General features: G+C 43.9%; 22 protein-coding genes. 20 read left to right on the forward strand and 2 right to left on the reverse strand.

Annotated elements, in window-relative coordinates; translation table 11 throughout:
* The first annotated feature begins 123 nt into the window (after nucleotides 1–123).
* The 10 genes from AAAA78_RS12120 (at nucleotide 124) to AAAA78_RS12165 (ending at nucleotide 10,085) form a co-directional block, all read left to right on the forward strand.
* Entirely contained in the window at nucleotides 124–2,397 is a 2,274-nt protein-coding gene (locus tag AAAA78_RS12120) for a heavy metal translocating P-type ATPase (RefSeq protein WP_340592310.1), read from the forward strand.
* Nucleotides 2,394–2,549, forward strand: coding sequence for a cbb3-type cytochrome oxidase assembly protein CcoS (gene ccoS, locus AAAA78_RS12125; RefSeq protein ID WP_340592311.1), 156 nt, complete (start codon nucleotides 2,394–2,396; stop codon nucleotides 2,547–2,549). The genes AAAA78_RS12120 and ccoS overlap by 4 nt, the downstream gene beginning before the upstream one ends.
* A complete protein-coding gene (ccoN, locus tag AAAA78_RS12130; protein ID WP_340592312.1) occupies nucleotides 2,546–4,669 on the forward strand; it encodes a cytochrome-c oxidase, cbb3-type subunit I in 2,124 nt (707 codons plus the stop codon). Before ccoS ends, ccoN begins: the two co-directional genes overlap by 4 nt.
* On the forward strand, nucleotides 4,666–4,830 hold the full coding sequence (locus tag AAAA78_RS12135; protein ID WP_295899725.1) for a CcoQ/FixQ family Cbb3-type cytochrome c oxidase assembly chaperone: 165 nt from the start codon (nucleotides 4,666–4,668) through the stop codon (nucleotides 4,828–4,830). The genes ccoN and AAAA78_RS12135 overlap by 4 nt, the downstream gene beginning before the upstream one ends.
* 1 nt (nucleotide 4,831) lies before the next feature.
* Nucleotides 4,832–5,392 (forward strand): cbb3-type cytochrome c oxidase N-terminal domain-containing protein, encoded by a 561-nt coding sequence (locus AAAA78_RS12140; protein ID WP_295899723.1) that lies wholly within the window; start codon nucleotides 4,832–4,834, stop codon nucleotides 5,390–5,392.
* Nucleotides 5,389–6,789, forward strand: coding sequence for a cytochrome c oxidase accessory protein CcoG (gene ccoG / locus AAAA78_RS12145; protein WP_340592313.1), 1,401 nt, complete (start codon nucleotides 5,389–5,391; stop codon nucleotides 6,787–6,789). Before AAAA78_RS12140 ends, ccoG begins: the two co-directional genes overlap by 4 nt.
* A complete protein-coding gene (locus tag AAAA78_RS12150; protein WP_295899717.1) occupies nucleotides 6,786–7,397 on the forward strand; it encodes a sulfite exporter TauE/SafE family protein in 612 nt (203 codons plus the stop codon). The genes ccoG and AAAA78_RS12150 overlap by 4 nt, the downstream gene beginning before the upstream one ends.
* Before the next feature lie 32 nt (nucleotides 7,398–7,429).
* Nucleotides 7,430–8,155: a hypothetical protein gene (locus tag AAAA78_RS12155; RefSeq protein ID WP_340592314.1), complete on the forward strand. Its 726-nt coding sequence runs from the start codon at nucleotides 7,430–7,432 to the stop codon at nucleotides 8,153–8,155.
* A gap of 242 nt (nucleotides 8,156–8,397) precedes the next feature.
* Complete coding sequence (locus AAAA78_RS12160; RefSeq protein ID WP_340592315.1) at nucleotides 8,398–9,750, forward strand: OmpA family protein; 1,353 nt, start codon at nucleotides 8,398–8,400, stop codon at nucleotides 9,748–9,750.
* An 11-nt stretch (nucleotides 9,751–9,761) separates the two neighbouring features.
* The gene (locus tag AAAA78_RS12165) at nucleotides 9,762–10,085 is read left to right on the forward strand and encodes a transcriptional regulator (RefSeq protein WP_295899708.1); all 324 of its coding nucleotides are present in this window, start codon (nucleotides 9,762–9,764) and stop codon (nucleotides 10,083–10,085) included.
* 37 nt (nucleotides 10,086–10,122) lie between these two features.
* Here the strand turns inward: AAAA78_RS12165 and pcm are convergent, their stop codons facing one another.
* Nucleotides 10,123–10,824 carry a protein-L-isoaspartate O-methyltransferase gene (gene pcm, locus AAAA78_RS12170; RefSeq protein ID WP_340592316.1) on the reverse strand — a complete coding sequence of 234 codons (702 nt, stop codon included), beginning with the start codon at nucleotides 10,822–10,824 and terminating at the stop codon, nucleotides 10,123–10,125.
* On the opposite strand from pcm, the gene AAAA78_RS12175 reads away from it, so the two are divergent.
* The 4 genes from AAAA78_RS12175 (at nucleotide 10,823) to gltS (ending at nucleotide 14,390) form a co-directional block, all read left to right on the forward strand.
* Nucleotides 10,823–11,779, forward strand: coding sequence for a hydrogen peroxide-inducible genes activator (locus AAAA78_RS12175; protein WP_340592317.1), 957 nt, complete (start codon nucleotides 10,823–10,825; stop codon nucleotides 11,777–11,779). The two genes, pcm and AAAA78_RS12175, sit on opposite strands and share 2 nt — an antisense overlap.
* Before the next feature lie 118 nt (nucleotides 11,780–11,897).
* A complete protein-coding gene (locus AAAA78_RS12180) occupies nucleotides 11,898–12,416 on the forward strand; it encodes a Dps family protein (RefSeq protein WP_340592318.1) in 519 nt (172 codons plus the stop codon).
* A 16-nt stretch (nucleotides 12,417–12,432) separates the two neighbouring features.
* Nucleotides 12,433–13,176 carry a ZIP family metal transporter gene (locus AAAA78_RS12185; RefSeq protein WP_295899698.1) on the forward strand — a complete coding sequence of 248 codons (744 nt, stop codon included), beginning with the start codon at nucleotides 12,433–12,435 and terminating at the stop codon, nucleotides 13,174–13,176.
* A 32-nt stretch (nucleotides 13,177–13,208) separates the two neighbouring features.
* On the forward strand, nucleotides 13,209–14,390 hold the full coding sequence (gltS, locus tag AAAA78_RS12190) for a sodium/glutamate symporter (RefSeq protein ID WP_340592319.1): 1,182 nt from the start codon (nucleotides 13,209–13,211) through the stop codon (nucleotides 14,388–14,390).
* Between the two features lie 2 nt (nucleotides 14,391–14,392).
* On the opposite strand, the gene AAAA78_RS12195 is transcribed toward gltS, so the two are convergent.
* Nucleotides 14,393–14,686, reverse strand: coding sequence for a KH domain-containing protein (locus AAAA78_RS12195; protein WP_340592320.1), 294 nt, complete (start codon nucleotides 14,684–14,686; stop codon nucleotides 14,393–14,395).
* 202 nt (nucleotides 14,687–14,888) lie between these two features.
* Between AAAA78_RS12195 and AAAA78_RS12200 the strand changes: the two genes are divergently transcribed.
* The 6 genes from AAAA78_RS12200 to AAAA78_RS12225 all read left to right on the forward strand — a co-directional run bounded on the left by AAAA78_RS12200 (nucleotide 14,889) and on the right by AAAA78_RS12225 (nucleotide 19,711).
* A complete protein-coding gene (locus tag AAAA78_RS12200) occupies nucleotides 14,889–15,785 on the forward strand; it encodes a trypsin-like serine peptidase (RefSeq protein WP_340592321.1) in 897 nt (298 codons plus the stop codon).
* Nucleotides 15,786–15,874: 89 nt separating this feature from the next.
* Nucleotides 15,875–16,387, forward strand: a complete 513-nt coding sequence (locus AAAA78_RS12205; protein ID WP_340592322.1) for a hypothetical protein — start codon at nucleotides 15,875–15,877, stop codon at nucleotides 16,385–16,387.
* 88 nt (nucleotides 16,388–16,475) lie between these two features.
* A complete protein-coding gene (locus AAAA78_RS12210) occupies nucleotides 16,476–17,582 on the forward strand; it encodes a Rieske 2Fe-2S domain-containing protein (protein ID WP_340592323.1) in 1,107 nt (368 codons plus the stop codon).
* A gap of 198 nt (nucleotides 17,583–17,780) precedes the next feature.
* Nucleotides 17,781–18,101: a hypothetical protein gene (locus tag AAAA78_RS12215; protein ID WP_340592324.1), complete on the forward strand. Its 321-nt coding sequence runs from the start codon at nucleotides 17,781–17,783 to the stop codon at nucleotides 18,099–18,101.
* A gap of 233 nt (nucleotides 18,102–18,334) precedes the next feature.
* Entirely contained in the window at nucleotides 18,335–18,709 is a 375-nt protein-coding gene (locus AAAA78_RS12220; RefSeq protein WP_340592325.1) for a hypothetical protein, read from the forward strand.
* Between the two features lie 27 nt (nucleotides 18,710–18,736).
* On the forward strand, nucleotides 18,737–19,711 hold the full coding sequence (locus tag AAAA78_RS12225; protein WP_340592326.1) for a hypothetical protein: 975 nt from the start codon (nucleotides 18,737–18,739) through the stop codon (nucleotides 19,709–19,711).
* Nucleotides 19,712–19,814: the final 103 nt, after the last annotated feature.

The raw sequence follows: 19,814 nt of genomic DNA on the forward strand, positions 1-19,814 counted from the left end.
GCACCCTTCCACCCTCCCGGTGTAAAAAAATATTTATTTCGTCCTCATATTTACCAAGACTATGATGTCCGTCATAGAAATAACCTTCTAAAAAATCGATAGTAGGTACAACGGAGACAGCACATGGACCTAAACGTGGCTACAAATTGCAACTACTGCGGAATCCCTACCCAAGGGGATGCGTACTGCTGTCGTGCTTGCGAAATTCTTGATACGCAAGTCAAAGAGATGCCTGTCCTTGCCGTCGCTCAAAATCCGTTTTCTTATTTAGATCAGCCAGAGTTCCGCGATCTCTATCGCCACAAAAATCAGGACGATTTCAATTTTCTTTTCTTTGCAGAGGGTCTGCACTGTTCCTCTTGTGTCCATCTTTTAGAAAAACTTCCCCAGTTTTACGAACACGTAGAAAAAGCCCGCGTGAATTTCGGGCAGTCCACAGTGGCTGTCAAAATTTCTGATGCGGGATCTTTAGCGCAAACGGCCCACGTTATTCAGGAGTTGGGATACAAACCCACTTTACTTTCACCGCAAGACAATATCGTTGAAAAATATAAAAAGGAAAACCGCACTCATCTTAAACGTATCGCCGTGGCCGGATTTTGCGCCGGGAACACGATGCTTTTTGTGATTCCCGTTTATGCGGGGCTTGCGGGAACTTGGGCTCATATCTTTAATTTTTTAAGCTTTCTTTTGTTCCTGCCTATTTTATTTTACAGCGCTATTCCCTTTTATAAGGGCGCCTGGAATTCTTTGAAATATCAAGTCGTGAATGTCGACCTGCCAATCACAGTGGCGATGCTTTCGGGATTTGCACTTTCAACAGTGAACCTTGTGAAGCAAGACGGCGCTATCTATTACGATAGTACGGCAAGCTTTATGTTTTTTATTCTGTCAGCCCGATATCTTCTAAAAAGAGTTCAGCAGAATTATCTGTCGCCGACACGTGTGCAGTCCTTCTTCAAAACTGAAAAGTACATTCTCGTTGAAGATGGCGAAGAAAAAAGCATTCCTTGGTCAAGTGCGAAACCCGGTGATCTTTTAAAAATTCAGCGCCACCAAACTTTGCCGACGGATTCTCTCTTGGAGTCTTCGCAGGCGAACTTAGACATGTCTTTATTTAATGGTGAATCTTTGCCAAAAATATTTTCCCGCGGCATGTCGCTCTTTGCTGGCACAAAAGTATTAGACGAATCGATTTTGATTCGCGTGAAAGTTCCTTTTACTGAAAGCAAGCTTGGAATTCTTCTAAAACAGCTTGATCAAAATGCTTTGCAAAAAAGTCACTTTATTACTCTGTCCGATAAACTTGCGCAAAAGTTAATTGTTACAGTTTTTAGTATCGCTTTGCTTTTCTTCTTTTTATATATGAGCGTTAATCCGACGGAAGCCTTTAATAGGTCATTGGCATTGATTGTCCTGGCCTGCCCTTGCGCCTTGGCTTTTGGTTCGCCTTTGACTTTCGGTTTGGCGTTAAAGAAGGCGCAGAAACTCGGAATACTTCTCAAGGATGCCACAAGTCTTGAGCGCATTCTTAAAGTTCGTCATATTTTCTTTGATAAAACAGGCACGCTCACTGAAGGTAATTTGCAAATTTCTCATTCAGAGCCTTCGAATATTCCAGAAGATCTTAAAAGAGCGATTTTGGGCCTTGAAGCCGCTTCTTATCATCCCGTGGCTTTTGCTCTCCGCAAAGCTTGGGCTCATAATTCAGAACTCATTGAAGCTTCCAATGTTCAAGAAACTTTGGGCCGTGGAGTTCATGGTGATATCCAGGGATGTCATTATGAAATTCGTCATCTGGCAGAAAGCACTCACGAAGTGGAAACCGGCATCGAAGTGTTAAAAGATGGCACAAGTGTCGCACGCATTTACTTTATCGACGCTCTTCGTGGTGATTCTCGCTCCTCCGTACAGAGCTTGCAGCGTCAAAATATAGAATGCTTTTTGCTTTCCGGTGATAAAAAAACTCGCGCTCAACAGGCCGCCGACGCTTGCGGAATTTCCCGCGAGAACACTTACGGTGAACTCTTTCCCGAAGATAAAAAAGCAATCCTTGAAAAATACACCGACACTTGCATGATCGGTGATGGCGCCAATGACTCTTTAAGTCTGCAATCCGCCGATGTCGGTATCGCGGTTAAAGGAAGTGTCGATTTAAGCTTACAAAGTGCCGACATTTACTTTATGCGCGGAGGACTGTCTCCTTTGTTTGATCTGATGAATCTGGCAAAACAAACCCGCCGCGTGCTGGTGCGCAATCTTACTATTTCCCTTGTCTATAATACTCTTGGTGGAACGTTAGCATTGATGGGGTTTATCAACCCAATGATGGCGGCAATTTTAATGCCTTTGAGCTCTTTGGCCATCATTCTTTCGAGTCTTTGGGGGTTCCGATGAATATTTTAACTCTGATGATTCCGATGGCTTTGCTTTTAGGAATCGGTTTTGTGTCCGCTTTTTTGTGGGCCACTTCAAAAGGTCAGTTTGATGACCTGGAAACTCCTGCACATAGAATTTTAAATGATGATAACGAAAGGAAACACTCGTGAAAACAACTGGAAACCTCATCGAGAAAATATATTACGATGATGATATCGTAAAAAAATTCATTCTCGCCACTCTGATCTGGGCCGGAGCTGCCTTTTTATTCGGCTTGCTTGCTGCCTTGCAACTCGCTTATTGGCCTTTGAATGCCAATATGGAGTGGATCACTTTCGGTCGTCTGCGCCCTCTTCATACAAATGCGGCGATCTTTGCTTTTGCAGGAAATGCGATCTTTGCCGGAATTTATCACTCTTCGCAAAGACTTTTAAAAGCTCGCATGTTTTCAGATTTGCTTTCAAAGATGCACTTCTGGGGTTGGCAATTAATTATTCTTTCTGCCGCAATTACTTTGCCTTTGGGCTACAGCCAGTCCAAAGAGTATGCAGAGCTTGAATGGCCGATTGATATTGCGATCACTGTCGTTTGGGTGATTTTTGCCTTGAACTTCTTTATGACGATTCGCAAGCGTCGTGAAAAACACATGTACGTGGCGATTTGGTTCTACATCGCAACAATCATCACGGTCGCTGTTTTGCACATCATTAACTCTATTGAAATTCCGGTTTCACTGTTTAAGTCTTACCCGGTGTATGCAGGCATTCAAGATGCGATGGTGCAATGGTGGTATGGTCACAACGCCGTTGCGTTTTTCCTAACAACTCCGTTCTTGGGCTTGATGTACTACTATGTTCCTAAAGCCGCCAACCGCCCGGTTTATTCTTACCGTCTGTCGATTGTGCACTTCTGGGCGTTGGTGTTTATCTATATTTGGGCCGGTCCTCACCACTTGCTTTACACTTCACTGCCAGAATGGGCGCAAACATTGGGAATGGTTTTCTCGATTATGTTGTGGGCTCCGTCTTGGGGTGGAATGATCAACGGTCTTTTGACGTTGAAAGGCTCTTGGCATCTTCTTCGTACAGAGCCATTGATTAAGTTCTTTGTTGCAGCTTTAACTTTTTACGGCATGTCGACATTCGAAGGACCGTTGCTTTCAATTAAATCTGTTTCAGCATTGGGTCACTACACTGACTGGATCATCGGTCACGTGCACTCAGGAGCTTTGGGTTGGAATGGTTTCCTAACTTTCGGGATGATTTACTATCTTGTACCTCGTCTTTGGAAGACAGAGCTTTATTCTAAAAAACTTTTAGAAAATCATTTCTGGATTGGACTGACAGGTGTTCTTCTATACTACATCTCTATGGTGGTAGCGGGGATCACTCAAGGTCTTATGTGGAGAGCGGTCGACGCTGACGGAAGTTTGACATATCCTGATTTCATCGAGACTGTGGTGCGTATCGTGCCTTTATATTGGGTGCGCGCAGTGGGTGGATTCCTCTTCCTGACTGGTTTCTTGATGATGTGTTACAACATCTTCAAAACAATTCAAATGGCACCAAAGACTGTGGAAGCCAAAGAAGTTTTGGTGGAACGCACAGGCTTTGACGAAGTCACAAAAGAAGCTCACCGTAAACTTGAAGGCATGGGATTGGCGTTCTCAATTCTTGCTTTCTTGGCGATTGCAGTCGGTTCGGTGATTGAAATTTACCCGACACTTTCTTTACACAAGTACGTAAGCCCTAATAATATCATTGATCCTTACACTCCCCTGGAGCTTGCGGGCCGCGATATTTATATCAAAGAAGGTTGCTACGTTTGTCACTCTCAACAAATTCGTCCGATTGCCTCTGAAGTTCTTCGGTATGGAAAAGCTTCCACTGTGGAAGAGTCCATGTACGATCATCCGTTTCAGTGGGGATCAAAACGCACGGGTCCGGATTTATCGCGTTTAGGAAAGAAATATCCGAATCTTTGGCACTACAGCCATATGATGGATCCTCGCGCTGTGACTCCAAAGAGTATTATGCCGAACTATCCATGGCTTGCAGAAAAAGACACGGATTTCTTAGGTCTTCGTAAAAAATTATCTGTGATGAGTGAGCTTGGAGTTCCGTACGAACAAGATGTCATCGCCAACGCCGATATTCATGCGCAAAAACAAGCGCAGGAAATTGCCGCAGATCTAGAATCCAATGGCGCTCCGAAAGGACTTGCGAAAAAAGAAATCATTGCTTTGATCGCTTACCTTCAGTCGTTGGGTCAGAAAGGAAAAGTACAATGAAACAAGAAGGATTAAAATTTTTTACAGACACACACCTTACGGCTTTGGGTCTTTTGATTTTCTTTCTGTTTTTCGTTGGTGTCTTGTTCTGGGTTTACCGTAAATCCAGTTCAACCTTGTACACGAAGATGGAACAAATGCCTTTAAAGGATGGGGAATAAAATGAGCGATCAAAAAGAAAAGTTCCACGAATACGACGGCATTATCGAACATGACAATCCTCTTCCAACGTGGTGGCTGTGGTCCTTTTTCATCACGATTATTTTTTCGTTTATGTATTTTATCCACTACCAACTTGGCGGCGGTGGACTCACATTAACGGAAGAACTCAAAGAAGCCATGGCCGAGTTGGAAAAATCCAAGGCCACAGCGGCTTCCTCTTCTCCGATGGAAACCGAAGATTCTTTAAAGGAAGCTTTTGGTAAAGACGGTGTTGTCGCCCTGGGCGCATCGGAATTCACGGCTAAATGTGCTTCTTGTCACGGACAGGAATTGCAGGGTCTCATTGGTCCTAATTTGACTGATAAATACTGGCTGCATGGCAAAGGCACGCGCATGGACGTCGTAAAAGTCATCCGCGAAGGTGTGCCTGAAAAAGGGATGCCGCCTTGGGGACCTGTTTTGAAAAAAGACGAGATTTATGCGGTGGCAGCATTTATTCTTTCAAAAAAAGGTTCAAATCCAGCCGGAGCTAAAGAACCTCAAGGAGATCCTGTCGAATGAGCTCACTAGACCCCAGCAAACTGACCAGCGTTGATGAACACGGTGACCGTGTCGGAATTATTCCTGCTGAAGTGCGCGGATTCTTCCGTCGTCACCGGACATGGACTCAATTGGTTTTGTTGGTTGTGTTTTTGGCGCTGCCTTGGACAAAAATGGGTGGCCATCAAACAATACTTCTGAACATTCCTCAAAGAGAGTTCGCTCTTTTTGGGGTTTTGTTTAAAGCTCACGATGCGCCTTTGTTATTTTTTATTTTCGGCACATTGGCTCTGGGTTTAGCTTTTGTTACTTCAATCTGGGGCCGTGTGTGGTGTGGATGGGCGTGCCCGCAGACAGTTTTTATTGATGCTGTTTTCCGTCGTATTGAACAATGGACGGAGGGAACTTATATCAAACGTCGCGCCCTTCGCGACGGTCCGATGACTTTTGAAAAAGTTCGTAAGACCGGATTGAAATGGATTTTATTTATCATCGTGTCCTCGCTGATTGCGCATAGTTTTATGGCGTATTTTGTGGGTGCTGCGGATCTTGTTGAAATGATCCAGAATGAACCTTCAAAAAATCTCACTTATTTTTTATTAGTGACCTTCTTTACGGCGGCAACCCTGTTTGATTTCGGTTGGTTCCGTGAACAGTTCTGCGTGATCATGTGTCCTTACGGACGTATTCAATCTGTTTTGCTTGATCAAAAATCCATGGCTGTTGTCTATGACGTGCAACGTGGGGAACCTCGCAAAGGCCAAGCGCCTCCGGGAAAAACGGCGGGTGATTGTGTATCCTGCAATCGCTGCGTACAAGTCTGTCCTACAGGTATCGATATCCGCAACGGTTTGCAAATGGAATGTATTGCTTGCACTGCGTGTATTGATGCTTGTGATGAAATCATGGAAAAAGTGAAAAAGCCTAAAGGGCTTATTCGTTATGACACCTTGGATGGCAGTCCGATTTCTTTGATGAAACCGCGATCGATTATTTATATCGTTGCAATTGTAAGTTTGATTTTAGGTTTGGGATATGCGGTCGCGACCCGAGAGCCTGCGCACTTTACTATTTTACGCGGAGCCGGACTTCCTTATTCTTATGTGAAAAACTCCCACGGGGAAGAAGTGATTCTCAATCAATTCCGCGTGCACATTCAAAACCAAGGTAAAGAAACCGCTCGTTATGAACTCAGTCTTCCGGCCGAGTTTTTAAAACAAGATGTCGAATTCAGTGTTGCAGAAAATCCTTTAACACTGGCTTCAGGTGAATCTAGGGAATGGTATTTCTTTGTGAGAATTGTTCCTTCGCTTTTTGATGCCAGTGGAAAAATAAAAACGCAATTGCAGATTCGCGATTTGAATAACGAAAAGTTTCAGTCTCAGCGCGAATTAATTTTAGTAGGGCCTAAACAATGACCCCGACTCTTTTGCTTGCATTAGGAATTCTTTCTTCCAGTTTCTTCGGCAGTTGGCACTGCGCTGGAATGTGTGGACCTATTGCAAGCATGATGAGTGCAAAAAAAAGTTTACTGAGTTACCACTTGGGACGACTTATTTCTTACACAGCCCTAGGCGTCGTCTCTGGCGCCTTGGGACAGTTTTTCTTAAACAGTGATTTTGTGGTCTTACGCTGGATTTCGAGTGTTCTCTTAGCGGCTCTGCTTTGTCTTTCTGGTTTTGCTTTGATCTTTCCTCAACTTGGAGCACGTCTAAAGAAAAATCCATGGCGTCTTCAGGTCTTTCAGATAGGCCGTTCAGGTTGGGCCGTGGGACTTCTTACGGTGTTTTTACCTTGCGGCTGGCTTTACACTTATGCGATGGCAGCGATCGCAACAAGAAGTCCGTGGGCCGGCGGATTGACTTTGTTTTTGTTCTGGCTGGGCGGACTTCCCACCCTAAGTGCAGTTCCAATGATGGTTCGAAAGACCATTCAGTCTGCTGGACTTCGCCAACAACGAATCGCCGGCGTGGTGCTCTTGATTTCAGGACTGTACTCCATTGGCAGTTTTATGTTTTTGCATTGAATCCCCCAGGGCTTTATTGAAAAATAAAGTCTATGAAAAACATTTTTATCACTTCAGCAGCACTTTTCATTTTATCAACTTCCGCTTTGGCGCAAGAAACTTCTTCTGAAACGAAGGAAACTCCTGCACAAGAAACTCAAGCCGCAGACACGGCGCCAGTTCCAACGCCAACAACTCCCAATCATCAAGGAGAACCGCGCGAATGGCCGCGCAGCCTTTGGGGTGTTTATGGTGGTCTTGGTCTTCCTCACGGATTGAGTGGCGGTCTTGAGTATTTAGACCAATCCCGCACCTGGGCCGTCTCTGTTGATGTCGGAGCTTTTTCTTATAAACCAAAAGATGAAGCGAATGATAAAGAAGAAGTTTCTTTGGGAAGCTTTGGTCTTGAGGGACGCTATCATCCTTTCACAGGTTCTTTCTTCTTTGGCGGCGTGATCGGAACACAAGTCGTGAAAGCCAAGAAGACGGCAACATATGTTGGTGAAACCGTGTCTCCGGAAGTTAAGGTCGGCAACACTTACCTTACTCCTAAAATCGGTTGGTTCTGGCAGTTTAATTCCGGTCTTAATTTCGGCGTTGAATTAGGTGCACAGATTCCTCTCTCAACAAAAGTGGACATTGATGACGGAACAACGAATCCTCTAGTGCTGAATGATCCTGACTACATTAAGAACAAGGACGACGTGAAAGACACGGCAGAAAAACTTGGTAAAATGGTTTTGCCTCACGCTTTGGTTCGTCTTGGTTACGCATTCTAAAAAATATAAAAATTCAATTTAAGAAAAGGAGAGCTAAAAACTCTCCTTTTCTTTTTCAAGTTTCAACCTTGCAATCCAATTCTTCACTTTGGTATGCACTCCACTGTTAACGGACATCTAAACAGGGATTGTCATCTGTTTTTCTTGTTCTCTTTGATTTTCGAGGATTAGCCTAAATTCAAGAATAAAAAAATATCTGGCCGATATCGAAGACTGGTATTTGCCAGCACAAAGGAGACGTTATGATATCGCGAACAAAGCAGTATGTTGCAGCCGTGGCTCTTGCGATTGCCATTGCCGGATGCGCCGGTAAACCACCTCAATATCAAACTATTTCCTCCAGTGCCAACCCTACAACTGAAATAGAGCGCACCGAAGAAATGTTGAGAGATGCCCAGGGCCGTCAAGTGGACGTCCTTTCTCCAAAAAACTTTGCTGATGCACGAAAAGCTTTAGAGAAAGCAAAAGATAAAAAAGAAAAAGGCAAATCCAACGAAGATATCTTAGAACAGGTTTCCTATTCCCGCGGATGGTTGAATGAAGCCAATGCCAAAGCGGAAATCGCGGAAACATCCATGAAAGATATCACAGATGCTCGTGCAGGAGCTTTGCGTGCCGGCGCCCCCAGCCTCTATCCTAAAGAATGGAAAAAAGCAGGTGATGAACTTGAAGACATCACAGCCGCTATTGAAAAAGGAAACTTAAGTCCTTCAGAGAAAAAAGGGAATGACTTAACAGCCCGTTATCGCGATCTAGAAACCATGTCCGTGACCAAAGCAAATCTAGGGATTGCTGATGAAAATATTAAATCAGCTAAAAAAGACAAGGCCGATAAAAATGCACCGAAGTCTTGGGACCTCGCTGTCATGAAATACAACAATGCGGAAAAAATGATCAAATCAGATCCGCGCAACACGGAAGCTATCCGTCGCGCGTCTGAAGATGCCACCCGTGAATCCGTACGTCTTCTTGACGTCACTCGCCGTGTGAATGCAGGTAACACGGAAGATCTGGTTCTAATGGCAGACCGCCAACAGCGTACGATTTCAAGCCTGCGCAATGAATACTCTTCAACAGAAAAAGAACTGCAGGAATCACAATCGCAATTAAGTGAAGCTGAAAAACAAAAGCAAGAGTTGGCTAAAAAACAAGAGGAGCTTGAGAAAGTACAAACCCTCAACCAAACTGCAGCGGACCTTCGTAAACAGTTTAAACCGAACGAAGCGGAGGTTTATACAGATAACGGCAAATTGATGATCCGTCTCAGAGGCTTGCAGTTCGCAAGCAACCAAGCGACTTTGGGGCCTAAGAATCAAGCTCTCTTAAAAAAAGTTGAAACGGCTCTGAATGATGTCGATGCCTCTCACGTCCGAATCGAAGGTCACACCGACGCCACGGGAAATCCTGATCGCAACACCGTTCTTTCAGAAGAAAGAGCGAAAGCGGTGGAAAACTTCCTCGTTAAAAACGGCGCCATCCCTGAAGATCGCGTGGATGCCGTCGGCATGGGATCTGATAAACCCATCAGCGACAATAAAACACAAAGAGGTCGCGCAGAAAATCGCCGTATCGATCTTGTGATCGAAACGGAATAAGGAGGTGCCTTATGGCAACACACCTTCCAGGTCATAAATGGACCGAGTTAAAACGGGAGCTCATGGAAAAATGGCATGAGCTTACCGAACATGACCTTGAGCGAACCCGAGGCAATGCTCAGTCCATTGTCGACTTATTAGAAAAAAAGGTGGGTATGGCCATTGAAGATGCCAGCGAGAAATTTGCAGAAATCGCATCTCATTACCATCTCTATGATGAACCCGAAGAAAAACCCACAAAAGTTTCTGAGGAGAAAAAAGAGAAGGTTTTGGAACTCAAGCCTAAAAAACCAGCCAATCGGGATCGAAAACCGAAAGATGATTTTAGAGCTTAGAGTTGGATAGTCCTGCTCACCTCGAAGAATCCCGCGTTTAAGCGGGATTCTTTTTTCTGACAACAGAGACAAATGAACAAGGCATTGAATCAACAATGACGGGCTTTCCGTCTTTTTTCTCTGTCACTTCCAGCACGTCATAGCCTAAATAATGCTGGCGAACGAAAATCATGCGTCCGCCTTCTTTAAGCTGTGTAAATAATTTTTCAGGAAACTCTGTCGAACCTGCCGTAAAGATCAGGCGATCATAGGGGGCTTCCGCTTCATACCCCTCAAATCCATCTCCTTCAATGGCGAGCACATTGTTCACAGAAAAAGATTTTAAAGTCTGCTTGGCTCTTTCCGCCATCTCAGGAATAACTTCCACAGAAACAACTTTGCCAGTGGGTCCCACGATAAAAGCCATGAGTGCCGTATTCCAAGCACTGCCCGTTCCCAGCTCAAAAACTTTTTGTCCTTCCTCTAATTTTAAAAGATCTAAAATCTTAAGAACAAAACTGGGTTGAGAAATCGTCGAAACAAAGGGACCTTTCGCATACAAAGGCAAAGCTTGATCAGAGTAGGCTTCTTCGATGGTGTATTCAGGAATAAAGAGATGACGCGGATGATGGTAATAGGCTTCCACCACTTTCTCAGAGAGAGGAAGTGCCCGTTGTAGCACATACTTCTGATAAAGCTCTATTTGCGACGCCATGATTAAGCTTGCAAGCTTTTTTCCATAACGGCAAGCTTGTATCATGACACTGACTCAACTTGAATACATTCTTGCCGTTGTTGATACAGGAAGCTTTAGCCAAGCCGCACGCCAATGCCACGTGACTCAGCCAACTTTGAGCATGCAAATCCAAAAGCTGGAAGATGAATTAGGCGTTGTGATCTTTGATCGTACGAAACAGCCGATCAAACCGACTTCCATAGGTGAGGAAATTCTACAACAAGCACGTCTGGTCGTGAAGGGCTCTCAGCATCTTAAAGAGATCGTCGATGACGCAAAAGGTTCTCTGAAAGGAGAACTGCGTATTGGAATTATTCCTACGTTAGCTCCTTATCTTTTGCCGCTCTTTTTAAAAAAGATGAAAGACGTTTACAAAAATCTTCATTTAACCTTTGAAGAACTTCAAACCGAAACGATGGTTGAAAAAATTCGCAGTCACAATTTGGATTTGGGCATTGTTGTCACTCCCATTGATGATTTAAATATCGCAAGCCATGTTTTATTTTATGAACCTTTTATGGCGTATTTCGCCAAAGGACATCCCCTTTTAAATAAGAAATCTATCGATGAAAAAGATCTCTCTGTGGATGACGTTTTGCTTTTGAACGAAGGTCACTGCTTTCGTGAGCAAAGCCTTTCGCTTTGTCGCAATAAAAAACAGATTGTGTCGGCAGACAAAACTTTTACCTTTGAAAGCGGCAGCTTAGAAACTCTTAAAAAACTGGTCGATCAAGGCGAAAATTTTACCTTGCTTCCTTGGCTTGCCACCTTTGATGTGCAGGATAAAAAGCGCCTTCGTGCCTTTTCAGATCCCATTCCTACCCGAGAGGTCAGTTTAATACATGGTCCTCACTTTCAAAGAAAAGCCCTGCTTAAGGCTCTAGTTGAAAACATAAAGAAAAACCTGCCGGAAGGTCTTAGCTCTTCTCGCAATAAAAACCAAATGAAGGTGGATAATCCTTTAGGCCATATCAAATAGTTTTCATTTATGGTTAAACGACATATATAGATTTTGTCTATATAGCTCATAGAAAAAGAGAACTGTTCATCACACGCCCCTCCTCTTATCCTGTATCTAGGCAAGAGGAGGTATCTTTATGAGATCTACAGCACATGCTTCAAAAGAAACAGGTCGTGAAAACAGAAACCTAAGTCCCGTTAAATCCGAAGAGGCTGACACATCCGCCGTTGTTGAAACACTGAAAAAAACTTTAGGGGATGTTTACATCCTTCAATTAAAAACACAAAACTGCCACTGGAACGTGGAAGGTCCATTGTTCTTTTCATTGCACAAACTTTTTGAAGAGCAATACAAAGAACTTGCGGAGTTTGTCGATCGCACAGCCGAAGTTTTGCGCGCTCTCAAAGTCCGTGCACCGGGCTCTTTTAGAGAGTTTAAAGAACTTTCTTCTTTACAAGAAGTTCCAGTTGAAAAATTAAATAGCACTCAAATCATTGAGATGCTCAGTCAGGATCACACCAATGTAGCAATCGCGTTAAGACCTCGTCTTGAGGCTGCGGAAGAAGCTGAAGAAACCAGTGCCGTTGTCCTGTACGAAGATTTAATCAGCTTTCATGAAAAAGCCGCATGGATGATCCGAAGCCATAGATCCTAATTAGAAAGGATATTTTATGGGTAGTGCGTGGATGGGATTATTAGCAGGATTGATTACAGGTCTTTCAACCATGATTGGTGCTCTTCCGATTTTAAAGAAAGAATCCAAAGGTTGGAATCCTTGGCGCAGCTTAAATCTTGATTTTGCGATTGGGATGATGCTTGCCGCCGCTGCTTTTAATCTTATCGGTCCTGCCTATACTAATTCCAAATCGGGCGCCTTCGGGGTGTCTCTTGCCCTGGCGCTTGGCGTGGTTTCGATTTATGGGCTCAGTCATTTGATCCATAGTTTTTCTCCCTCCGAGTGGTCGCTTCATCGCCGTGCTTGGTTATTTGTGACGGCCATGATGCTGCACAATCTTCCCGAAGGTCTCGCATCGGGAGCTGCGCTAAGCGCCGACTCTTTATCGCAAGCAAATGGCTGGACTGTTGTGGGCGCCATCGTTTTTCAAAATTTTCCGGAGGGTTTAGCCACAGCCGCGGCATTTCTATCTATAGGTCTTTCACGAAAAGCTGCTTTGTATGGCGCCTGCCTTACTGGCGTGATGGAAATTTTAGGAGGCGCTTTGGGAGGAATTTTTGCCTCCTTAACGTCAGCGACTTTACCCTACATCTTGGCGTTCGCTGGTGGTGCGATGATCAGTGTCACTTTGGAAGAGATCTTTGCGAAACTTAAAGAAACTAAGATGAGATATCTAGTGCAGAAAGAGTTCTTAATGGGAGCGCTTTCCGTGGTCGTTATGAACTGGATTATCACATAGACATAAGGCACCTTAGCATTTACGCTTAAGGAATGACATTAACATCACTACAAACTTTGGCACTGGCAGCGTTGGTTGTTTACTTTGGACGTTTTCTAAAAAAGAAAATCCACTTTATCGATAAATACAATTTACCCTCCCCTGTTATCGGCGGTTTTATTTTGGCTTTTGTTTTAGCAATTTTAAAAAGCCAGGGCCTTTTTGAACTGAAATTTACAAAAGCTTTCGAAGAAACTTTGATGATCGCCTTCTTTACCTCCATCGGTTACTCGGCTTCTTTAAAACTTCTTAAAGAAGGCGGAAGAACTGTTATCTTCTTTTTAATTCTCACCGTGGGTGGTCTTCTTTTACAAATTCTTGCCGGCATTGGTGCTGCCAAACTCATGGGTCTTCCGCCTTTAATGGGAGTTCTCACAGGAGCAGTCTCTTTAACTGGAGGCCCCGGAACAGCGCTTGCCTTTGGACCTTCATTTCAAGCAGCCGGTGTTGATGGAGCTTCTGCTATCGGTCTAACAACTGCGATGGGTGGAATTCTTTTAGGCGGTCTTATTGGAACTCCGTTAGCGACGTATTTGATTCATAAGAGAAAATTAAAAGACCACGCTCAAGCTTTGCCTCTTGAACACGAACAACCGCATTCACTTAAGGCTCGCCCTGGATTTGATCTTCTTTATCATTTCTTAGGATTCGCATTGATCATGGGAATTGGAACCACTTTAAGTTCGTGGATAAATGATCAAGGCATTACGCTGCCGATTTATATTGGCTCAATGGTTATCGCGGCAGTTTTTAGAAATGTAGAAGATGTGCGCCCTATTTTTAAACTCAATCCCGATTGGGTTGAAGAGATTGGCTCTGTGGCTCTGACACTTTTTATCGCGACGGCTATTATGACATTGCGTTTAGATGAGCTTAAAAACGCCGCCTTACCGATTTTAATTTTCCTGGCACTGCAAGCTGTTCTGGTTGTTATCACCGCACTGGGACCCGCTTTTTGGGTTGCAGGGCGCGATTATGAAGGAGCCATTATCAGTGCTGGTTATGTCGGCTTTATGATGGGAACTTCTGCGAACGCCATGGCTAATATGTCATCGCTTTCGCAAAAGTACGGGCCAGCTCCCAAAGCGTTCTTAGTGGTTCCTCTTGTTGGATCTTGTTTTATTGATTTTATCAATGCTGCTTTTGTGACGTTTTGTTTAAACTATTTCACGTAACACTAGACGACAAGCTCAATAATTGCGCGGAAACCGTGATTCCCCGCCATAGCTCCGATGATATTTCTAAGAGATGTAATGTTTTTTCCCTGAGATCCGATAAGCTTCCCTCTGAATTCCTGAGGGAGCGAGACATTGTAAACTGTCGTCTTATCACCTGTCGCATATGTTACTTGCACTTCAAGACAAGAGGTCATTTCCACAATCACACTTTGTAAGACGCCAGCAAGGCGGTCTCTAATCTCCGTTTCCTGATTAACAACTTCCGCTAACACACGAGCCTCCGATGACTCCATTGTGTAAGAAAATTTCAAACTTGAGCAACCCTCCATTACAGCGTCTAGGCTACAATGTGTTCCACCAATACGACAGAACACAGAACAGAGAACACTTCTGAAGAGACACTGTCGATGTTAAAATAGGTTAACCGAAGCGATAGAGTCTCGTGTCTATGATTGGCGGACAAGATGTCCCGACCAAAAAGAGAAGGAATACTCGATGTTAAAAAAATTAAACACGCTTCTACTAATCCTCCTGCTCGCAGCCTGCCAAGCTCAGGACACCGCCCTAAAATCTGCACCCACAGAAGGTTCTGAGACTATCGACGAAAAAGTGATTTATGGCTCGGATGATCGTAAAGATGTTTACGAAGTGACTTCTTCGCTGCAAAAACGTTTGGCCGATTCTACCGTCGCCCTCATTAAGGCCAGCTCAGTACAAGCCGGAGCAAACACATCACGAATTGTTTCCAAGACTTTTAAGGAAACGTATGGTTTGTGTTCCTCGGAACGTTTCGGGGAACAGGAAAATGCGGCGTTTTGCTCGGGTTCTCTTGTCGCTCCTGACATCATCGCCACAGCCGGACACTGTGTCCGTTCAGCCAGCGATTGCGCTTCTACGAAGTTTGTTTTTGGTTACGCGGTGAAAGTAAAAGGTGTTTTGCCGCGAGAGATCGCCAACTCCGAAATCTATTCTTGTGCTGAAGTCATTCATACCGAAGTTCTTGCCAGTGGTTCTGACTTTGCGCTTGTCCGTTTAAATCGCCCTGTCACCAATCACGCTGTTCTTAAACTTCGTCAAAGAGGTGCCGTGAAAGTCGGTGATCCTTTGGTCGTCATTGGACATCCCGTTGGTCTCCCCACCAAAGTCGCTGCCGGTGCGAAGGTTCGTAGCGCGCAACCGGATCAGTATTTTGTTGCCAACTTAGACACCTACGGGGGCAACTCAGGCTCTGCAGTTTTTAACTCTAAGACCGGTGTTGTTGAAGGAATCTTAGTCCGCGGTGACGATGATTTTGAGTACCATGGATCTTGCACCGTCTCACATCGCTGTAAAGACACAGAATGCCGCGGTGAAGATGTCACACGAATAACAAGAATTCTTCCTTATCTTTGAGTTTCATCAAGTTCATTTCATAAATCTTTCCGAAGATTGATTTTTAGGCTTTGAATACCTCCACAACAAATCAATCCAAAGGAGGATCTATGAAAATGAATCGTATGCTCATGCTTTGCGCGGGTCTCTGTATGATGGCACCCGCTCTTTCTCAAGCTAAATCTTTTGAAAGCGAAGACACCGTTGAACTTGGAACGGCCGCTGTGGAAATTGCCGCTCATCCCCACGGGCTTCAAAATTGCCAAGGGCTCACCTTGGATGACGCACAAAAGATGGCTCTTCGCCAGGCGGCTTTTGATTTTATAAAACAAAAAAATACTCTGGGTGCGACAGCAAAAAATGCCTGGATTGACTATGCTAATACAATTTCTGATATGGCTTCTACCAAAGATCAAGGCATTGCCGCAGGCGCAGCTGCTAAAGATGCAATGATGGCTTTGGGCCAAGCGAAACTGGATTTAGAAATAAAAGTGTTCTACGACATTCTAAAAGCTGAACAAAGAGAGCCCGCTTTCAAATGCATCATGAAGCAAATGCATCAAAAGATGATGGATAAGATGAAAAGAATGTGCTCTAAAATGCCGCCAGAGAAAAAACCTTAGTATTTTTGAAAGCCATCTTAAATAAGATGGCTTTTTTATTTCTCGTTTTAAACGAAACAAATCCTGCCAAACCATATAACCTTGCTTTATGACGGAAAAATCCAATTGGCAAAAACTGGGTGCGATCGAAGTTTTAAAACTAAAACCTCTTCAGCAATTGGAAATCAATCGCACAAAAATCGCTTTGATTTACAAAGACAATGAGTTCACCGCGATCTCAGGAGTGTGCAATCACGCCGGAGGACCTTTGGGTGACGGTCGTCTTGAAGGCGACTATGTCGTTTGTCCTTGGCACTACTATAGGTTCCATACGAAGACAGGAAAAGGTGAACCTGGCTTTGAAGAGGATCGTGTTCCGAGTTATCCGGTGAAGGAAGAAGACGGAATGCTTTGGGTCGATCTTGCGGCCGGCACATCTCGCCATAAATTGCATCATGCTCCTCACCCACTGACGCGCCCTTTGGGACGAGCGCCGGGGCCTTTGCGTGTTGTCGGAATTTCAACGACGGTAATGGATGTTAAAAATCCCCGTGTGTCGACATCCGAATTGTTGTTGGAAGAAGCTTTGAAGTACGGGGCGACTTTAGGATATGAAACGCGTTTAGAAAAAATCCGTGAGTTGCAGTTTCGCCACTGCGAAGGCTTTTATTCAAAAAGTTCGCATGCATGCACGTGGCCTTGTTCGATCACGCAAATGGATCCAAACGATCAGCTAGATCGAATTTACGAAGATATTATCTATTGGGCCGATGTGATACTGATTGCAACACCGATTCGCTGGGGCTCCGCAAGTTCATTGTATTATAAAATGGCCGAGCGCTTTAACTGCATTCAAAATCAAATCACCATTCGCAACAATCAACTGATTCGCGATAAGGTTGCAGGGTTTATCATCACCGGTGGTCAAGACAATGTGCAATCCGTTGCTGGTCATTTGATGGGATTTTTTGCCGAGCTCGGATTTCATCTGCCACCGTTTCCGTTTATCGCGCACTCTTTAGGATGGAGCATGGAAAACATGGAGCACAACGTCCGTTATGTGCAAAAGAGCCATGCCTTGGGTGATGCCGCAAAAGAGCTCTTAGACCGATGTGCGGATTTATCTGGAGCTTTGATTGAAGCCAGCTCGCCCTATAAGATTGTTCACCGTGCGGGTCGCAAGGCTTACGATGCGGAGAAACACCACGAGAAATAGTTTTCTTTCGTAGAGAGCGGCAATAAAAATAGTCGACGTGCGGATCATCTTTAAATCTTGTTATTTATTTTAACCAAAAATTTACCAAACCATTAAAACATTATTTAGTTTACTGCGTCATATATTTTTTTTCTTCATTTGATCAAAAATATAAGCTGTACTTGTATAAACATTTTTTGTTTACAGAAAGGATAGCAAATGTCAAAAAAGTTTGGATTACTATTAGGGATTTTTGCAACAGCGGGACTGCTTACCGCTGTTGGAAAAATCTCACCTAATGAAGTAGACGAAGAGATTTTAAATCAGCATGGAGCAAAAGTTTTACATATTAAGAATGGAACTAAGAAACCGGTTAGCTTTCTTTCCTATCTAGAAATGTATCCAAGCTTCATTGGCTGCAGTCAAAATTTAGCAAGCACTGAGGAATGGGAATTTCAGTGCTCCGACTGCTGGAAGAAGGTAATGAGGACGGTGGACACAGTTCCCTCACGCATTCGTCTCGCCCCCTGGGACAGTTAACAAGTCATTTAGAAGGAGTTCCATATCACGTAACCGGAAGCCTCTTTCTAACCTACCAGGCGCCGAATAACTCAGGTGAAGCAAGATTGAAGGCGACATGGACATTTCCGTCAGCTCCACCTATGGTTTCATATGTGTCATTCTACGTTTTTGTCCCCGACTTAGAAGATATGTCAGGTAGTCCTTACTTCACTACGAACAATATCACATCTCATCCAGGAGATGGTACATATATGCAATATAACGCCGGAGTAGCTCTCATTACTGCTCTTGATGATTATCAAATTAAATCTGCTGCTGACGGCATACCAACCGGAAGCATCGTGAAACCTAATTCAGAAGCTCTTAGCTTAAAATACGGAGGTATTTTCGACATTGGCAAAAATTATTCAAATCCCCACTGCCAACATCGAAGTGGTCTGGATATAGATATCGGAATGGCAAACTTTCAAGCTAGCTCCTACCATACGCAACTCGTTGCAAACCTCGAGGACAAACTACTTGCGGCTGGATATACATTCCCTGAAGGTAGCGAGAGCCCATATGCAACTCCGACAGAGCAAAGCCAACCGGGATATCATTGGCATGCTCACTATGATGGACCATAATTATTTAATTTTTTCAGGAGATTTTTAATGAACTATTTATTGATCATACTTATTAATTTTATTGCATTTTCAGTACAGGCAAATACCTGTCCTTATTCTCATCACAGTTTTGATGTCGAAGTTTCGACCAAAGTCACAAAAGCGAAGGATGAATATTCTTATGAATATTCAGTGTCTAACTCTAAAACTAGCATTGTCTCTGTCGCCAATTTTTTTCTTAAATCCAAAGAGAAAATTACAAGTCCTAAGTCGCCGAACAACTGGAATCCTGCAAAGTTTTCTGGAAGCTCTACCGTTGGATGGAGTACAGATAGAAAACTAAGTATAAAACCCGGAGAGTTCGTTTCAGGATACAAAGTAACGTCAAAAGGCAGACCCGGAATAGTGAAAGCATCATTTATGGGTAGAAACTCAATCACCAATGTTATCTACACGAAAATTAAACGTGACAAAATGACCGCATGTCCAGGCTACTGGGACTACGGCAGCCGCGGAGTTGACGATCCTCGTGCTTCAGTTATGACCCTTGGCCCAATTCCAGAAAATCAGGTGAGTCCTACGGCGTTGTATCGCTTAAAGTCCGATGAAGCATGGACGGGCTCATTGGAGACCTCACACGATGCCTTGCGAACTATTGATCCTATGGCAAAAGGGACCATTGAGGTTCTCGTATTAGGAAACTCTGATATTCAAGCCGAGGATATTCAAAAGAGTGGAATCAAATTTGGACGTGGAAATGCCGAACCAAAATCAATCAATATTATTGACATTAACACGACAACCCCAAGATATTCCGGAAAAGCATTGCTGCTCACTTTTGATTTAGAACAAGTTCAGGTTCTTTGCGATCTTGATCGAGCGCTATTCTTGGAAGCTCAGGCCTCGAAAGATCGTCGTGTTTTTACAGGTATAAAAATTAAACCTACGTTCTGCGATTTAAAAAACTGGGCACCAGAAGTTCCGAATATTTTAAAAGTTCGCGCCGAATCGCATAACGAATAAAAGAAATTTAATGGTATGGCTACAAGATCATGTGGCCATGCCCGTTAAATCAAAAAGCGACTATCTGAATCTCCCTCGTTTATCCCACGTACAAAGTCTTGTT

It is taken from the genome of Bdellovibrio sp. BCCA, from assembly GCF_037996825.1.
Classification (GTDB): domain Bacteria; phylum Bdellovibrionota; class Bdellovibrionia; order Bdellovibrionales; family Bdellovibrionaceae; genus Bdellovibrio.

What these genes read in the sequence shown, in the direction of transcription:
- AAAA78_RS12160 (WP_340592315.1), top strand. Translation starts at nt 8,398, where the DNA reads ATGATATCGCGAACAAAGCAGTATGTTGCAGCCGTGGCTCTTGCGATT.
- AAAA78_RS12195 (WP_340592320.1), bottom strand. Translation starts at nt 14,686, where the DNA reads ATGGAGTCATCGGAGGCTCGTGTGTTAGCGGAAGTTGTTAATCAGGAA.
- ccoS (WP_340592311.1), top strand. Translation starts at nt 2,394, where the DNA reads ATGAATATTTTAACTCTGATGATTCCGATGGCTTTGCTTTTAGGAATC.
- AAAA78_RS12180 (WP_340592318.1), top strand. Translation starts at nt 11,898, where the DNA reads ATGAGATCTACAGCACATGCTTCAAAAGAAACAGGTCGTGAAAACAGA.
- AAAA78_RS12155 (WP_340592314.1), top strand. Translation starts at nt 7,430, where the DNA reads ATGAAAAACATTTTTATCACTTCAGCAGCACTTTTCATTTTATCAACT.
- ccoG (WP_340592313.1), top strand. Translation starts at nt 5,389, where the DNA reads ATGAGCTCACTAGACCCCAGCAAACTGACCAGCGTTGATGAACACGGT.
- AAAA78_RS12175 (WP_340592317.1), top strand. Translation starts at nt 10,823, where the DNA reads ATGACACTGACTCAACTTGAATACATTCTTGCCGTTGTTGATACAGGA.
- AAAA78_RS12135 (WP_295899725.1), top strand. Translation starts at nt 4,666, where the DNA reads ATGAAACAAGAAGGATTAAAATTTTTTACAGACACACACCTTACGGCT.
- AAAA78_RS12150 (WP_295899717.1), top strand. Translation starts at nt 6,786, where the DNA reads ATGACCCCGACTCTTTTGCTTGCATTAGGAATTCTTTCTTCCAGTTTC.
- AAAA78_RS12140 (WP_295899723.1), top strand. Translation starts at nt 4,832, where the DNA reads ATGAGCGATCAAAAAGAAAAGTTCCACGAATACGACGGCATTATCGAA.
- AAAA78_RS12165 (WP_295899708.1), top strand. Translation starts at nt 9,762, where the DNA reads ATGGCAACACACCTTCCAGGTCATAAATGGACCGAGTTAAAACGGGAG.
- AAAA78_RS12215 (WP_340592324.1), top strand. Translation starts at nt 17,781, where the DNA reads ATGTCAAAAAAGTTTGGATTACTATTAGGGATTTTTGCAACAGCGGGA.
- AAAA78_RS12225 (WP_340592326.1), top strand. Translation starts at nt 18,737, where the DNA reads ATGAACTATTTATTGATCATACTTATTAATTTTATTGCATTTTCAGTA.
- AAAA78_RS12120 (WP_340592310.1), top strand. Translation starts at nt 124, where the DNA reads ATGGACCTAAACGTGGCTACAAATTGCAACTACTGCGGAATCCCTACC.
- AAAA78_RS12220 (WP_340592325.1), top strand. Translation starts at nt 18,335, where the DNA reads ATGCAATATAACGCCGGAGTAGCTCTCATTACTGCTCTTGATGATTAT.
- gltS (WP_340592319.1), top strand. Translation starts at nt 13,209, where the DNA reads ATGACATTAACATCACTACAAACTTTGGCACTGGCAGCGTTGGTTGTT.
- AAAA78_RS12200 (WP_340592321.1), top strand. Translation starts at nt 14,889, where the DNA reads ATGTTAAAAAAATTAAACACGCTTCTACTAATCCTCCTGCTCGCAGCC.
- AAAA78_RS12205 (WP_340592322.1), top strand. Translation starts at nt 15,875, where the DNA reads ATGAAAATGAATCGTATGCTCATGCTTTGCGCGGGTCTCTGTATGATG.
- AAAA78_RS12210 (WP_340592323.1), top strand. Translation starts at nt 16,476, where the DNA reads ATGACGGAAAAATCCAATTGGCAAAAACTGGGTGCGATCGAAGTTTTA.
- AAAA78_RS12185 (WP_295899698.1), top strand. Translation starts at nt 12,433, where the DNA reads ATGGGTAGTGCGTGGATGGGATTATTAGCAGGATTGATTACAGGTCTT.
- pcm (WP_340592316.1), bottom strand. Translation starts at nt 10,824, where the DNA reads ATGATACAAGCTTGCCGTTATGGAAAAAAGCTTGCAAGCTTAATCATG.